This window comes from Collinsella sp., from assembly GCF_052346665.1.
Taxonomy (GTDB): Bacteria; Actinomycetota; Coriobacteriia; order Coriobacteriales; family Coriobacteriaceae; genus Collinsella.
Window position 1 is genome coordinate 1 of sequence record NZ_DAWDUX010000050.1, and the last position, 14,335, is coordinate 14,335.

Annotated in this window: 14 protein-coding genes and 1 pseudogene; 5 read left to right on the forward strand and 10 right to left on the reverse strand. The window is 59.0% G+C overall.

Features of this window, described 5'->3' with window-relative positions:
- The 4 genes from ACT8II_RS08460 to aroQ form a co-directional block, all read left to right on the forward strand.
- On the forward strand, positions 1-254 hold a 254-nt coding region (locus ACT8II_RS08460; protein WP_443813775.1), incomplete at its 5' end, for a chorismate synthase.
- A 94-nt stretch (positions 255-348) separates the two neighbouring features.
- Positions 349-1,494 (forward strand): bifunctional chorismate mutase/prephenate dehydratase, encoded by a 1,146-nt coding sequence (locus ACT8II_RS08465; RefSeq protein ID WP_443813777.1) that lies wholly within the window; start codon positions 349-351, stop codon positions 1,492-1,494.
- 80 nt (positions 1,495-1,574) lie between these two features.
- Positions 1,575-2,819, forward strand: a complete 1,245-nt coding sequence (locus ACT8II_RS08470) for a shikimate kinase (RefSeq protein WP_443813779.1) — start codon at positions 1,575-1,577, stop codon at positions 2,817-2,819.
- Positions 2,820-2,952: 133 nt separating this feature from the next.
- A complete protein-coding gene (aroQ, locus tag ACT8II_RS08475) occupies positions 2,953-3,405 on the forward strand; it encodes a type II 3-dehydroquinate dehydratase (RefSeq protein ID WP_330005454.1) in 453 nt (150 codons plus the stop codon).
- 462 nt (positions 3,406-3,867) lie between these two features.
- On the opposite strand, the gene ACT8II_RS08480 is transcribed toward aroQ, so the two are convergent.
- The 5 genes from ACT8II_RS08480 to ACT8II_RS08500 all read right to left on the reverse strand — a co-directional run bounded on the left by ACT8II_RS08480 (position 3,868) and on the right by ACT8II_RS08500 (position 9,645).
- Positions 3,868-6,156, reverse strand: coding sequence for a polyribonucleotide nucleotidyltransferase (locus tag ACT8II_RS08480; protein ID WP_443813781.1), 2,289 nt, complete (start codon positions 6,154-6,156; stop codon positions 3,868-3,870).
- 203 nt (positions 6,157-6,359) lie between these two features.
- On the reverse strand, positions 6,360-6,638 hold the full coding sequence (rpsO, locus tag ACT8II_RS08485) for a 30S ribosomal protein S15 (RefSeq protein ID WP_006721138.1): 279 nt from the start codon (positions 6,636-6,638) through the stop codon (positions 6,360-6,362).
- Between the two features lie 177 nt (positions 6,639-6,815).
- Positions 6,816-7,721: an HD domain-containing protein gene (locus ACT8II_RS08490; protein WP_443813784.1), complete on the reverse strand. Its 906-nt coding sequence runs from the start codon at positions 7,719-7,721 to the stop codon at positions 6,816-6,818.
- 226 nt (positions 7,722-7,947) lie between these two features.
- The gene (locus tag ACT8II_RS08495) at positions 7,948-8,625 is read right to left on the reverse strand and encodes a DUF3800 domain-containing protein (RefSeq protein ID WP_443813786.1); all 678 of its coding nucleotides are present in this window, start codon (positions 8,623-8,625) and stop codon (positions 7,948-7,950) included.
- Between the two features lie 336 nt (positions 8,626-8,961).
- Positions 8,962-9,645 carry a hypothetical protein gene (locus ACT8II_RS08500; protein WP_443813787.1) on the reverse strand — a complete coding sequence of 228 codons (684 nt, stop codon included), beginning with the start codon at positions 9,643-9,645 and terminating at the stop codon, positions 8,962-8,964.
- A gap of 734 nt (positions 9,646-10,379) precedes the next feature.
- Between ACT8II_RS08500 and ACT8II_RS08505 the strand changes: the two genes are divergently transcribed.
- Entirely contained in the window at positions 10,380-10,583 is a 204-nt protein-coding gene (locus ACT8II_RS08505; RefSeq protein WP_443813789.1) for a hypothetical protein, read from the forward strand.
- Between the two features lie 510 nt (positions 10,584-11,093).
- On the opposite strand, the pseudogene ACT8II_RS08510 reads toward ACT8II_RS08505, so the two are convergent.
- From ACT8II_RS08510 to ACT8II_RS08530, 5 genes and pseudogenes are all read right to left on the reverse strand, one after another.
- Positions 11,094-11,480: pseudogene (locus ACT8II_RS08510) on the reverse strand (transposase); the annotation flags it as partial.
- Between the two features lie 167 nt (positions 11,481-11,647).
- Positions 11,648-11,851, reverse strand: a complete 204-nt coding sequence (locus ACT8II_RS08515) for a hypothetical protein (RefSeq protein WP_443813791.1) — start codon at positions 11,849-11,851, stop codon at positions 11,648-11,650.
- A gap of 168 nt (positions 11,852-12,019) precedes the next feature.
- The gene (locus ACT8II_RS08520; RefSeq protein WP_117679035.1) at positions 12,020-12,202 is read right to left on the reverse strand and encodes a hypothetical protein; all 183 of its coding nucleotides are present in this window, start codon (positions 12,200-12,202) and stop codon (positions 12,020-12,022) included.
- Positions 12,203-12,252: 50 nt separating this feature from the next.
- Positions 12,253-12,564: a hypothetical protein gene (locus ACT8II_RS08525; RefSeq protein ID WP_294124026.1), complete on the reverse strand. Its 312-nt coding sequence runs from the start codon at positions 12,562-12,564 to the stop codon at positions 12,253-12,255.
- Positions 12,545-14,335, reverse strand: a 1,791-nt coding sequence (locus ACT8II_RS08530) for a hypothetical protein (RefSeq protein WP_443813793.1), incomplete at its 5' end; no start/stop codon positions are given. The genes ACT8II_RS08525 and ACT8II_RS08530, both read right to left, overlap by 20 nt.

The following is a 14,335-nucleotide window of genomic DNA, read 5'->3' on the forward strand; positions in this document are numbered from 1 at the left end:
GCATCACCACCGGCCTGCCCGTGGTATGGCGCATGGCCCTCAAGCCCACGCCGTCCATCGGGCGACACCAACCCAGCGTCGACCTCGACCATATGGAGAATGCCGACCTTGTGGTGCGCGGGCGCCACGATCCTTGCATCGTCCCGCGCGCCGTCCCGGTGGCTGAGGCCGCCTGCGCCCTTGCCCTGTTCGACGCGCTCCTCGAGGCCGAAGGCACGTCTGCATTCACACACCAAACGCCCCGAGCTGAATAACGCTGGTGTTACATACCATTGGGCGTGCCACCTGCAACGCGCCCTTTGGCACGCCCAATGACACCCCGCAACCCCCGATTGCCAAAGGAAACACATGGATCTCGCCGAAGTTCGCACGAAGATAGACGCCATCGACGCGAAAATGCTCGACCTGTTCTGCCAGCGTATGGCACTCGCCCGTGATGTCGCGCAAAGCAAGATCCGCATGGGCAAGGCGGTCTTCGACCCCGCGCGCGAGCGCGCCAAACTCGCCCATATAGCCGCACAGGCGCCCGAAGGCCTCGAAAACCAGGCCGTCGCCCTATTCTCCCTGCTCATGAGCATGAACAAGGCAGCACAGCTGAACATCATGCATGCCTCGCGACCAGACGCGGTGTCAAAGCGCGTCCGCTCGTCCTTCCTGCCGCTCGAGAGCGCATTTCCCTCTCGCGTCTCCGTGTGCTGTCAAGGGGTCGAAGGGGCCTACAGCCAAATCGCCGCCAGCAGGCTGTTCTCGATTCCCGACATCAGCTTCTCCCCCACCTTCGACGGAGTGTTTCGCGCCGTTGTCTCGGGTGCATGCGAATTCGGCGTGCTGCCCATCGAGAACTCCACAGCGGGCTCCGTCAACGCCGTGTACGATTTGCTTGGCTCCTACGGATGTTCGATCGTGCGGGCGCTGCGGCTGAAAATCGACCACAACCTGCTCGCCCTCCCCGGCGTTGAGCGCGATGAGATCAAAGAGGTCATCTCCCACAATCAGGCACTTAACCAATGCGCTGGCTACCTCGAGAAACTCGGTGTGCGGACGACCGTATGCGAGAACACCGCCCGCGCCGCCGAGCTCGTCTCCTCTTCGGGCAGGCGTGACCTTGCCGCACTTTCGTCGTTGCCATGCGCCGAGCTGTACGGCCTGAACGCCATTGAGTGCAACGTCCAAGACTCCGATGCCAACTACACCAGGTTCGTCGTCATCGCGCGGGAGCCCGCCGTGTACCCAGGCGCCAACAAGACGTCCATCCAGCTCACGCTCAAAAGCGAACCTGGCGCCCTGTATCGCGTGCTGGAACGCATCTACGCCCTGAATATCGACCTCGTGAAACTTGAGAGCCGCCCCGTCCCCGGAAGTGACTTCGAGTTCACGTTCTACTTCGATCTCGCATGCCCCGCTACGAGCCCTGAATTCAGTGCACTGCTCGACGGCCTCGACGACGTCTGTAGTAGTTTCCACTATTTCGGCAGTTATCTCGAAGTACTCTGATCCCACCGCGTGCCAAGGGGGTGTCCCCGTTTGACACGCTCGACTCATAATCAACCACGTGCGTCCACGAAGGAGCAGCCATGAATGTCATCAAACGACCATACGGCGTTTTGGGCCGCATACTCGGACACAGCTACACCCCTGTCATATACCGCGAGCTCGCTGGACTTGACTACCGTAAATTCGAGCGCGAGCCCGATCAGCTGGAAGTGTTCGTACGCTCCGATGTGTGGGAGGGCTTCAACGTCACCATTCCCTACAAGAAAGAGCTCGTCTCCTATATGGATGAGCTTTCGGACATTGCGCGGCGCATGGGTAACATCAATACGGTAACGCGCCTCGCGGACGGGCGTCTTCGCGGCGACAACACCGATTACTACGGATTCAAGGTGCTCGTAGAGTCCCTCGGCCTCGATCTGGCTGGCAAAAAAGCCGTGGTGTTCGGCGGATCGGGCGGAGCCGGCTCCACCGCGATGATGGTCCTTGCCGACTTGAAGATGAACCCCGTGTCCATCGATCGCACGGGCGAGAACAGTTATGCGAATCTGGACCTCCATTCCGATGCCGCCCTCGCCGTCAACTGCACGCCCGTGGGCATGTTCCCCACATGCCCCGCCGCGCCCTGCTCCCTCGACGTGTTTCCAAAGCTTGAGGGTCTCGTCGACATCGTGTACAACCCCGCACGCACGGCCCTCATGATGGAGGCCGAACGCAGGGGAATCCCGTACGCCGGAGGACTTCTCATGCTGGTTGCCCAGGCAGCGCAGGCAGTCGAGCGCTACACGGGCGAGGTCATCGACATGGAGAGGACAGTCGACGTGACGCGCCGACTCTCCGCTACCGAGCAGAACATCTCCCTCATTGGCATGCCGGGATGCGGCAAGACACGCGTAGGCGAGCATCTCGCGAAGCTGCTCAAGCGCGAGCACGTCGACATCGACCAAGCCCTCGCCAATGAGCTCGGCATGAGCTGTGCTGAATTTATCGAGCGCAAGGGAGAAACAGCCTTCCGCATCCGTGAGACCGAGGTACTTGCTCGCATTGCCGGGCAGTCCGGACTCGTCATCTCCTGTGGCGGTGGCATTGTCACGCGTGATGAGAACTACCCTCTGCTTCATCAGAACAGCCTTATTGTCATGCTTGACCGTCCGCTCGAAGAACTTGCGACCAAGGGACGTCCCCTCACCGCCAAACACGGCATCGAGGAGCTCGCCCAGCAGCGCATGCCCATATACCGTGCATGGGCCGATCTCACCGTTAGTTCTACCGACTGCGCCGCAAACACCGCCGCCGCACTCATGTCCGCCCTCCCGCCGATGCTTTAGCATGCGGCATGAACGCTGCTTCGCCGTACCATTGGAGTCATGCCCCTTTGGCACGCATCCGCAAGCAGCGTGTGCCAAAAGGGCACGTCCCCAATGGCACGTTCCGCCATCCGTCCAAGAAAGGAATGTACCTATGAAGGCCCTCGTGATTAATGGACCGAACCTCAACATGCTCGGCATCCGCGAACCTGGCATCTATGGGTCGGACAACTACGAAACGCTCGTGCAGATATGCCAGGACGCGGCCGATGAGCTTGGTTTTAACGGAATCGAAGTATTCCAGTCCAACCATGAGGGGGCAATCGTTGACCGTATCCAAGAGGCATACGGAAGCATCGACGGCATCGTCATCAATCCCGCTGCATACACGCACACGAGCGTAGCGATCCTCGACGCCCTCAAAGCAGTCGCCATCCCCTCGGTTGAGGTTCACATCTCCGCCGTTGAGGAGCGTGAGGACTTTCGGCAAGTATCCTATGCCGGAATGGCGTGCTTCGCGCGCGTCACAGGTGAAGGCCTTTCCGGCTATGCGCACGCTCTTGAGATCCTGGCCAGTCATCTGAAGGAAAAACAGGCCAGTATCTAAGCCCCGAATTCATTTTGGGACCAAGGAGAGATGTTGCTTCGATTGTTTCACTTACAAAAATCGACAATGTGTACCATTTCGACACGGTTCAGAGAGAGAAGGCCGGATAGATCCAATTAAGTCGTACGACTTTCCCACCGACGGAGTCAAAACGACCCTTCAATTTGCGGTTTTCTCTAACAGATGTTCATTATTTTCTTCCAACTTTGGAGCAATCAAGAACAAAAAGCGAACCATGGAACCCCGCTAGGTACACATAGTCGATTTTTGTAAGCACAGGCGTGACGAATCGCAAATTTTGATCCGTTCTTGTTGAGGCATTGCGCGAAACCTGAAGAGAGCCCCTGCTCATTCAGTTACGGCCGTCTACATACTGAACCACACCACACACAATATGGGCCCGGGGGTTTATCCCCGGGCCCATAGTCGCACTATGCAAATTCGACGAAATCGAACGAGTCGCTACTCGGCCTCGTGATGACGACGCGGGGCACGGCCGCCGTTGTCGCCGGGACGACGGGGACGGTCACCGCGCTCGCGACGGGCGGGACGGTCGAAACCGCGGGCACCGGTGTCGCGGGCACCACGGCCCGGGCGATCGCCGCGCTCGCGACGCTCGCCGCGACCCTCGCCCTCACCGCGGCCGGAACCAGCCGGGGTCTCGGGCTTCTCGAGGCGATCCAGGGAGATCTTGCCGCGGTCGTCGATCTCGATGACCTTGACCTTGACCTCGTCGCCAACGTTCAGGACATCCTCGACCTTCTCAACGCGGCCCTGGGCAACGCGGGAGATGTGCAGCAGGCCGTCCTTGCCGGGCAGCAGGTTCACAAACGCGCCGAACGGCTGGATGGACACAACGCGGCCGGTGTACTCCTCGCCCACCTCGGGGACCTTGACGATGAGCTCGATGCGCTCGATGGCAGCGGCGACGGACTCGCCCACGCCACCAACGTACACGGTGCCGTCCTCGTGGATGTCGATGGAGGCGCCGGTCTCGTCCTGGATGCCGCGGATGGTCTCGCCACCCTTGCCGATGACATCGCGGATGTTCTCGGTCGGGATGGTGATGCACTGGATCTTGGGCGCGGTAGTGCGGGTCTCCTCACGCGGGCCGGGCACGACCTCGAGCATCTTGTCGAGGATGTAGGCGCGACCCTCCTTGGCCTGCTCGAGGGCAGTGCGCAGGATGTCGAACGTCAGGCCGGTGGCCTTGTTGTCCATCTGCAGCGCGGTAATGCCCTTCTCGGTACCGGTCACCTTGAAGTCCATGTCGCCGAGGAAGTCCTCGAGACCCTGGATATCGGACAGGACGACGGTCTTGCCCTCCTCCTGGATGAGGCCCATGGCGATACCGGACACGGGGCGCTTGATCGGCACGCCGCCGTCCATGAGGGCCAGGCAGCTGCCGCAGGTGGAAGCCATCGAAGAGGAGCCGTTGGACTCCATGACCTCGGACACCACGCGGATGGCGTAGGGGAACTCGTTCTCATCGGGCAGGACCGGGATCAGAGCGCGCTCGGCGAGGTTGCCGTGGCCGATCTCGCGGCGCTTAGGCGTGCCCATGCGGCCGGTCTCGCCGGTGCAGTAGGGCGGGAAGTTGTAGTGGTGCATGTAGCGCTTGCCATCGACGGGCTCGATGGTGTCGAGACGCTGACCCTCGTTGAGCATGCCGAGCGAGAGCACAGAGAGCACCTGGGTCTGACCGCGCTGGAACAGGCCGGATCCGTGAACCAGAGGCAGGTAGTCGCCCTTGACCATGATGGGGCGGATCTCGGCGGCGCTGCGGCCGTCGACGCGCTCACCGGTCTCTACAACCATGCGACGCATGGCGGTCTTCTCGAGCTTCTTGAGGTTCACCGGGATCTCGCGCTCCCAAACGAGCTGCTCCTCCTCGGTGAACTCGGCCTTGATGGCCTCCTTGAGCTCGGCAACCTTGTCCTGACGGGACAGCTTGTCGGCGTCTCGCAGAGCAGCAGCCATCTCGTCGTAGTGGGCGAAGATGCGGTCGTGGACCTCCTCGACCGGCTGGTCGAGCGGGTACTCGCGCTTGACGATCGGGCCGTTGACGCGCTCCCACTCCTCGACAAACTCGAGCTGAGCGTCGCAGAAGGCGCCGATGGCCTCCTGGCCGAACTGCATGGCGGCGAGCATGTCCTCCTCGGAGACCTCCTCGGCGCCGGCCTCAACCATGGAGATGAAGTCGCGGGTGCCCGCGAGCTCGAGATCGAGATCGGAGTTCTCGCGCTCCTCATAGGTGGGGTTGACGATGAACTCGCCGGTCTCCTTGTCGCGGCCGATGCGCACGCAGGCCAGCGGGCCCTCGAACGGCACACCGCCGATGGTCATGGCGAGGGAGGCGCCCATGACGCAGATCACGTCGACCGGGTTCTTCTGATCGGCCACAAGGGAGGTGGCGACGACCTGGACCTCGTTGCGGAAGCCGTCGGGGAAGGACGGGCGGATCGGACGGTCGATCATGCGGGCGGTGAGGGTGGCCTTCTCGGAGGGACGGCCCTCACGCTTGAGGTAGCCGCCCGGGATGCGGCCGGCAGCGTACATCTTCTCGTTGAAGTCAACGGTCAGCGGGAAGAAGTCGTAGTTCTTGCGCTCCTTGGAAACGACGACCGTGGTGAGCACGGTGGAGTCGCCCTGCTTGACGAGCGCGGCACCGGTGGCCTGCTTGGCGAGCTCGCCGACCTCGAAGACGTAGGTCTTGCCGAACAGGTCGAAGGTCTTGCTTACGAGTGTCATGAATACTCCTATCCCCACGCGCCCCTTGCGCGCGGGCTTCTCTAGGTCGGCGGGACCCTCCCGCCGATCGGTTGCGGGGCGGGCACATGAGGCCCCTCTCCCCATTTGGACGGCGCATTGGCGCCGGCCCGGACCCCTATCGCCGTGATAGGGGCCCAACATGAAAAGGGGCGCCCAGCGGACGCCCCTGCATGCACAAATCCCTACTGGATGTTGTCGCGAATGCCGAGCTCCTTGATGAGCTCACGGTACTCATTGATGTCGTTCTTCTTGATGTAGGAGAGGAGACGACGACGCTTACCAACCAGCATGAGCAGACCACGACGGGTGTGGAAGTCCTTCTGGTGGGACTTCATGTGCTCGGTCAGCTCCTTGATGCGCTCGGACAGGATGGCGACCTGAACCTTGGAGTTGCCGGTGTCCTGGGCGTTCTTGCCGAACTTGGCGGTGAGCTCCGCCTTGCGCTCCTTGGAAATCGTCATGATTTCACCTTTCTTGTAGCGGCCGCGGAATGCGCTCCCCATGGCCTCGATTCGCCCTCAACTGGGAAGCCGCCGGTGGAGCGGATATCCAAGTGGAGGGTACCAACAGGACGGTATGTTACCACAGACCAGCAGCACAACGCCGCAATCGCACAACTTGCCCATGTTATGGACGGGTTAAGCGTCAAACCGCTCCAACAATGCGTCCAAGAAGGCATTGCCGTCGACATATCCTCCAGAATCGAACTCGGCCTCCGAACGACCCAGGCGGTTCATGAGGCGCTCATGGGGAGCCTCACGTTCGACATCAGAGCGGGAATTAGACGGAAGGCACTGCATCACATCGCAGATGGCGTCCCAGCGGCGCTGGGTGAGCTCGGACTCGAAATGCGGGCTCAGGCCGAAGGGCTCGCTCAGGAGCGCCTGCAGGTATCCCCTATCCCCCAGAGCCTTGCGGGACGCGGGCAACTCGAGCTCGAAGGCGAGGCAGACGGCGCCCACAAGGCCATCGAGCGACCCGGGGCGCTCATCGCGCGCGAGGCACCGGCGCTCGTCGAACGCCTCGAACGCGACGTCCGAGATCTCCCCGTGCGAGAACTCGCTGGAATCAATTCCCAACACCGCCTCGCAGCTCGATTGGTTGAACACGCGTAGGATATCCACCTTGTCGGCGTCCCGCGTGATGGTGCAAAAGAGGCGTTCGCGAGCGCCCAGGTCCGACGGGAGCCTGAAGTCGCTGTGGAGGGCAACGGCGCGCTCGATGATGTGCGCCCATTCCGGATCGCTGGTGAAACTTGCCATCTCATCCTTGAGCACCTGGATCCCGAGCGCCGCATGGCTGCACGAGTCCGCGTCACTGAACGTCCCCCATTGGCGCAGCTGCTCGAATCGCCCGATGTCGTGCAGCAGGCCGCACAGCCACGCGAGGTCGACGTCGGCCGGGGGCAGGCCCTCCCCTCGCGCGATCTCGTCGCACAACCCGGCAACCTCATAGGTGTGTTCGACCTTGAGCGCGATCCGCTCATCCGAGGCGTCGTAACGAGCGACATATGAATTGAATGCATCTAAACACGATTCACGCATGACATCCCCCGAAAGAAACGGCCGCCGGTGACGGCGATGTGGGTGAGCGCGCCCAGGCCGCCGTCGACCGTCGCTCCCTCGAATTGCCGCATAGCGTCCATTGCGGTCTCCGTTTTCGCCGAATCCTCTTCTTGCACCGCTATTCGCTACGCGATCCATTTCGTTAGCTCGCCAGCATCTTCTAGGTATCCCTAAGCGGTCTGCAGCCACAGTATCGACAGGAGGCCTACGCAAACGCCTTTCGATCGAGCTGCTTTTTAAACGACTGAGTGAAATTCCGGCGATTGCCGAAAAACCGCTCATGGGTCTTCGATTGCCTGCCAGCATCATAGTCCTCGGAAACGCGCAAAACCGTGCATACGTAGTCCGCCACTTGGAGAAGCCTGCGGGCATTAGGATCGGCGTGCCGATAGTCCGCAACGTTCTTCGCGAGCACAAAATCCAACGCATCATGCAGCGCCGCGCTGACAGCGCCCTGCCCATTGTCGTAATACACGGCGATGGCATCGAAGGCCTGGAAATACGATAGGCTATCGAAGATGAGCAGAGCGAGGTCCCGCCTCAACCTCGCTTCGAGCTCGTTTCTGTTATGGACGGTCGCGCCGTCGTACCGCAGCGCGAAAAACAAGATCGGAAGCTCTCGAACAAAGCGGGAAAATTGGGTCAGCAGGCGCTTCCTATCACCAGGGGAGACATTGGCATACCCCTCGTTGCCGTGAAGGAGGTCCTTACCGTGAAAAGGCACGTCTGGCAGGCCCGCCTCCGACAAGCGAGCCCTGTATCGAGCAATGGCGTCCTCGATGTCGGCGCTATGGTCGTGAAGGACGACGGCGACGAGGTAGCGCCCCTCAGATAGGTCCTGGTTGCCAGTCTCGTCGATGTGCAGATTTATACGCTCGGCCATGGACCCCCTGTGTAAGAAAATGGCGAGGTACGAACCTCGCCAATCTGACACCTACGGAACTAACGCTCCTTCGGTGGCTTTATGGTCTCACATCCAAAGTCGTATAGCAAGACCGCCTCAGATACGAATCGGCATAAAGACGTTGTCTGTTCTCCCACTCTGCACTGCAACCCGGCATCTTTCGAATCTTAAAACCGACCGACTTTATTGGCCTAATTATCCGCATCTCCATGGAGCCGTCAGATCACGTCGGAAAAGATGGTGTAAGCGAGGTCGATAAAGGGACGGCCGCCGTGGAGTCGCGGGCCAACTGCGCCTCGGCGAGGAAGCCCGATCCTACGCATCTCCACTTGCCGTGCCTTTATCCACAGGGCTGTCGCAATCAATATGGCAACGATCTGCGTACCATTCGTCTGAGGCAATTACCCTATGGAGTATTTTGAGGTGAAGTTCGATATAGTGGCAGAATGCTTTGCCACAACCCACAAGAGACGCATTGTTCCTCTCGTTGGGAACCGCTCCAAAATTAAACTCGACTTCACATCCCTCCCCAGGCACACCCATACTCGGCAGGATATCAGTTGAGAAGTGGACGAATCCAGATGTTGCCTTGTACACGTTTTCCACCTCTGGATCGAACTCACTTAGCAAGTCTTGAAGTCTTCCGTCGGTCATATTTTTACCAGAGCGATCTTTAAGTCTGTTCACAGGCACTCCACGAAACACCTGTTTGAGATAATCCTCTTGGTCTTTCGCGACAAATAGTGCTAGCGTCCGAAGGCAAACGCCAACCTGCGCCCTGAGGAGCTGTGCGACGCAAACGAAATTCCTCGTCTCAAGCATTGGGATGAATCCGTCTATCAGTCTCATCACATACTCAGAACTGGAAGCCAGGTATAGATCCCATTGGGTAAAACCACCGTCCATGAATGGGATCACCGCATCTCTCTCTTCGACTCTCAGACTCCTCAGAGCTTTTTCTATTGTCTCAGCCTCCTGTCTGAACTGTTCGCTGTTCAAGACATTCCTCCAAATACGAATTCCCTCAAATCCGGTATAAGCGAAGATTCGAAAGCCGAGACCTCGTCCAACAAATATGCGCATCCAGTCGATGCGTCCGCGCTCGAAAGCAATCCGACTGTTTCAGAATGATGGCGCAAGTAAAAACGATGAAGATTCGGCAACATCCCAGAATTAATATCAACCATGAGAGAACTGTTTGAAGGTCAACAATAGCAGTGGGCACTTTACAACAACGCCTCGCCAGCAAGGGAGCGACCCCGCTACGGAAAAGTCACCCTCGCTCCGCTTGGATCGAGTAAAACGATGCCGCCTGCGACAACGTTGCATTACTTTCCCAAAACGACCCTTAATGAAGCACACCAACGGCAACAATTCCAAATGCGAAATATACCGCTGAGTTACCTTTTTAACGCCTCTTTAACAACCCAATGTCACATAACCCGCAAACGGCACTTCTACCGTCTGAGCGGTAGGGACGCCGCTTATCGACTCATTAAGACTGACCGGTACGCGGTGTAAGCAATGGGGTTATAAACGTTATTGAGCGGCACAGGGAGTACGGGCGGTTAACTCAATGGGCGCGGGCGGTCGCAACGCTTCCTGTTATTCGGTTGGGCCCAACGAGCCTTACCGATCATCGCGGACATGTCGTCGACTGGAAGGAGGCCTGTTGTTTGTTGTGTACGACTTGCATTATACAACATCCCTCTTCTCCCTCGAAAGGACTTGCCATGCTGTGGAAACGAACTTGCCTCCGCGCCGCAAGCTCGGAGGCAATCATTGCAGTTTCTATCGTAACCTTTGCATCTGGAGATGCCAACACCGTCATCAACGGCGTGCTCGTTCCCGTCATTGCTTACACCGCGCAGCCCTGCTGCTTGCAAAATGCGGGGCTAAGATTGTCAGACATTTCGTCGACATTTTCGATGGCCTGACCGATCTTATCCGAGCTGCAGTGAGGACGCTGAGGACCTGGAGGCGCTGCATGGACTCTGCGTGCCCAGAGCCCGATGAGGCCTCCTCCCCCAATAAGGGCCCCATCATGACAAGCCCGACCCTATCGGGATGCCCAAACCCAAGGCTTCATCGGTGCAAAGTATGAGGAGCAGACCCCACCCCCCATCGTAAGAACAGGAAGCGCTCCCGCAGCAGTAAAAAGCAAATACGCTAAGTTTCCAACGCGCAACACGCTCAAATAGCGCAACGCATCCCGCTGAGGCCGGTTCCGTAAGCCGCAGAGCAGAACCGGCCTCGAGTCCATAGAACACAAGCGGTAACGTACGATTTCTTGTGCTTTTTCTGCTCGATTCTCAATGACCACGATGCTCAAAAAAGCGACCGTTCGGGCTATTTCTCAGTAAACAACAAACAGGGTAGTGTCGGAAAAGTTGGTGTAGCCGGTCTTTCTGGGACGGGCCGCAGCCTGAACCATCTGCATCATAGCATCACGCCGCCCTCCTCCCCGTGCCGGCGAGCCCCATCGCCGGCTCGGCGATCATAAGACCTCTCCTGCGCGACGCCTCGCTCTCGACGGGCTCGGGCCCCGCGGGCTCAGCCAGCTTGAGCATGGACTCGGGCGAGATGCAGCGCCTGCTCGACCAGTCCTCGTCCCGCCCGGCGCGCACCGCGCCCGCCAGGTACAGCGTCGACTCCGGGCTCGGGAACACCTGCACGACCCGCGGCCCGCGCTTCATCTCCCTGTCCATGCGCTCCTGCACGTTGTCGGCGCGGATGCGGCGCCCGCGCTCGACGGGGAAGCCCGGGTACGCGAGGGCGTCGGTCTCCGCGTCCTCGAGCAGCGCGCCCGCGGCGGCGGACAGGGCGCCGGCCGCGCCGACCCCACGGCGGCGGGGTCGACCCAACGCATAAAAATAGCCTCCGGGTCACGCTCACCCGGAGGCTTATTGCTTGTCCAGTATATACATCGCTCCCGTCTCGCCGTCTCGACTGCGTCATACGAGACGCGCCAAGACGCCAAGACGTCCAAGGCGGTTCCTTTCTACGAAACCTTGCCGGGGAACCACAGCTCCACCGACCCGCCGTTGACCTCGCCCCACACGGCGTCCTCACCGCGCACGCGCACGGCCTCCGCCACAATCATCCCGTTGGGCACGCACACCTTCTCCGACGGACAAGGCCGAGGGAGCTTCCCCTCGGCTACAGCCGCAAGCCTTCCGTTGCTCATCCCAAATCGTGACGCCATCTCCATATCCCTTCGCATAGACTGCAAAACGTAAGGAATGGTACGGGAGTGTCACAAATTGGAATCAGCGCCACGATATGCGGATCGCACCCAGTTTGTGAAGAGTTTTGTGAAGCATGTCCCGCTTGCAGAAGCCCAATAGACCGCCATTGTTAGGGGGTGCCCGTGCTACCGCCCTTCATGCTTCTTCACGACCCTCGGGTTGGGAAACAGGTCGGTAAATACTTGGCAAAGCTCGTTCCCGCACACCGGACAGACGACCTCCTCGAACTCACGATTGCCCTCGAAGACGGATTTGTCCTCGTATTCAATCGTGTTGCCGCACTTCTCGCAAACGACCGTCTTCACCATGCAAACCTCCATCTATCACAAGTTCAGTCAGATCAATGCCACGAAAGCCGCTACTTGCTGCCGTCAGCATCTAGCTGTTCGGCCTTCACGGCGATCTCAGCCAGACCTGGATTCATCTTCTCGCAAGCGCCGTCCACGATCTTCTTCAAGCTTTCAAAGAAAGAGAAGGTTTTACGATCCTGTTTAAGTTCAATCGCGGGCTCGAGGGAAATTGTCGTGGGCTCGTTGACGTCGGCGAAAAGGGCCGAGTACAGCTTCCCTACGTTCAGCTTCGGGTCTTCAACGGCAATGGAAAAGCCGTCAACCCCCTCGATCGCGATCTTCCCATCCTTCAGCCCGACCCTATATGCCTTCTGAACCATAGCGCTTGAGTCGCTTCCTGACAACGTCGGCACCCCCTTCAACGGTCTTGGCCACAAGGTCGAGCACCTTGTAGTCGTCGCATTCGTATTCCAAAGCCCCGCTCTTCACGTCAATTTTCCCATCTTCGCCGCGCGCGAGCACGATGACGTTATCGACGTCGAGGTTTACGACGAAGAGCGGATTGTGCGTAATCATCAGCACCTGCCGGTTGGCACTCATCCTCTTGAAGGCACCGAGGACGTGCTTCTTGATCGCCACCTGCGAGATCTGGTCTTCCGGCTGGTCGATAACATAGACCCCCATCTTAGCGTCTTCCTCCGCCAAAAGGTCGAAGTACAAGGTCCCGTACAGGCCAGGCGACGGTTCGGCGTCGATGCCTATGGACTTGTTGGTGATTTTCCTTCTCTCGGATATGCAGTCCACCACCGTATAGAGTTTTTCGCGAATTTCTTTATAGCACGTCGACAAAGAAGGCTTGCTGCCCGTCACCATTTCCGCAATATCCTCTGTGGTAAGAGACGTTTCATGCTGAATGCCGTCCAACAACCGCCAGAGCTTCGGTTTGTTGAATACCTCTCCGAAGACATCATTGCAGTAGCCTACGTCGGTCCTACCGGAAGTGAGTTCGGAGACAAATATGAATTTCCCCATAGGGTTGGGGACCCTAACGTCCACGGGAACGGCATACTCGAGCTCCCTGTCGCACCGCTTTGCGGCAAGCAACACTGCGCTGGCAATTTTCTCAGAAACATCGTCGAGAGTCGCCGAATAGTCATCGATGGTTTTCTGCTCGTCAGTCTTCCTCTTCGAAAGAACCCTGCGTTCCTCGCTCGCAGCGTCCTTGACTGCTCGGGTCTTCGCGTCGTCGCGTTCGTAGACCAGCCTATGCTTCGCGATGAGCTTGAGAAGCCTGTCCATCGCCTCCATTGCATCGGCATGGGCCTCGGCAGCCTCAAGCCCCATCTCTTTGAAAAGTTTCGAGTGATCTGTTCTGGCGTTGGCAAGATCGCTCCTACAGGAGAGCAACTTGGAGCGGAGGTTATCAATGTCCTCAAAAGAGATCGTCTTCGAAAACCGGGAGATGGTCAGCATCTCGGACTTTGGCAGGTCGCGCAAAACCACGTCATACTTATCGAGCCCACAGCGTGCATCGTTGAAGCGCGCTTTCGACTCCAGGGCGACAACGCACTCATCGAAGAAGCGCTTGAGCGACTCCTTGATCGAACCGACATCGACGTGGGATTGAAAATACTTACCGAAATAATCGTTCTGGCCCTGCCCCGAATGCAACTCCTCGAGGGTTTTGCGCACGCTATCCTGGTCGTCGAACTTGAACTCGGCCGCGACGGAGAGGAGGGTGTCGATGCTTATGCCCTCCTTCGCGCAATAGGCCTCGTACCCATCTACCAACTTGGAATCGCCCACATGCCGGCAGCCGGTCAATCGATGAATCATCATCGACTTGCCAATGGAGTTGTCGCCGATGATCGCGTTGATTCCAGGCGAAAGCGGTATGTCAAAATCCTTGCCATCGACTGCCAGCCTCAACGAATCAAGCTTCGAGGAGCTGGCGCTGAAGAACGAGCAGTCGCCGACCTTGATCCTCGAGAGGTCGGTAATCGCCATGAGCAGGCCCTCGAAGGTCGGCAGGCATTTCAGGCTCGAGAACAAAATCTCACCGCCTTCTCTCCCGGGGTAGGCCGCCCAATCATGGCAATCGCTCCCGACGACAAACGGGACGGCGTCTTTGGGGTAGGTCTCGATGAGCCT

Coding starts and splice junctions, on each gene's coding strand:
- ACT8II_RS08465 (WP_443813777.1), top strand. CDS start 349: ATGGATCTCGCCGAAGTTCGCACGAAGATAGACGCCATCGACGCGAAA.
- ACT8II_RS08470 (WP_443813779.1), top strand. CDS start 1,575: ATGAATGTCATCAAACGACCATACGGCGTTTTGGGCCGCATACTCGGA.
- aroQ (WP_330005454.1), top strand. CDS start 2,953: ATGAAGGCCCTCGTGATTAATGGACCGAACCTCAACATGCTCGGCATC.
- ACT8II_RS08480 (WP_443813781.1), bottom strand. CDS start 6,156: ATGACACTCGTAAGCAAGACCTTCGACCTGTTCGGCAAGACCTACGTC.
- rpsO (WP_006721138.1), bottom strand. CDS start 6,638: ATGACGATTTCCAAGGAGCGCAAGGCGGAGCTCACCGCCAAGTTCGGC.
- ACT8II_RS08490 (WP_443813784.1), bottom strand. CDS start 7,721: ATGCGTGAATCGTGTTTAGATGCATTCAATTCATATGTCGCTCGTTAC.
- ACT8II_RS08495 (WP_443813786.1), bottom strand. CDS start 8,625: ATGGCCGAGCGTATAAATCTGCACATCGACGAGACTGGCAACCAGGAC.
- ACT8II_RS08505 (WP_443813789.1), top strand. CDS start 10,380: ATGCTGTGGAAACGAACTTGCCTCCGCGCCGCAAGCTCGGAGGCAATC.
- ACT8II_RS08515 (WP_443813791.1), bottom strand. CDS start 11,851: ATGGCGTCACGATTTGGGATGAGCAACGGAAGGCTTGCGGCTGTAGCC.
- ACT8II_RS08520 (WP_117679035.1), bottom strand. CDS start 12,202: ATGGTGAAGACGGTCGTTTGCGAGAAGTGCGGCAACACGATTGAATAC.
- ACT8II_RS08525 (WP_294124026.1), bottom strand. CDS start 12,564: ATGGTTCAGAAGGCATATAGGGTCGGGCTGAAGGATGGGAAGATCGCG.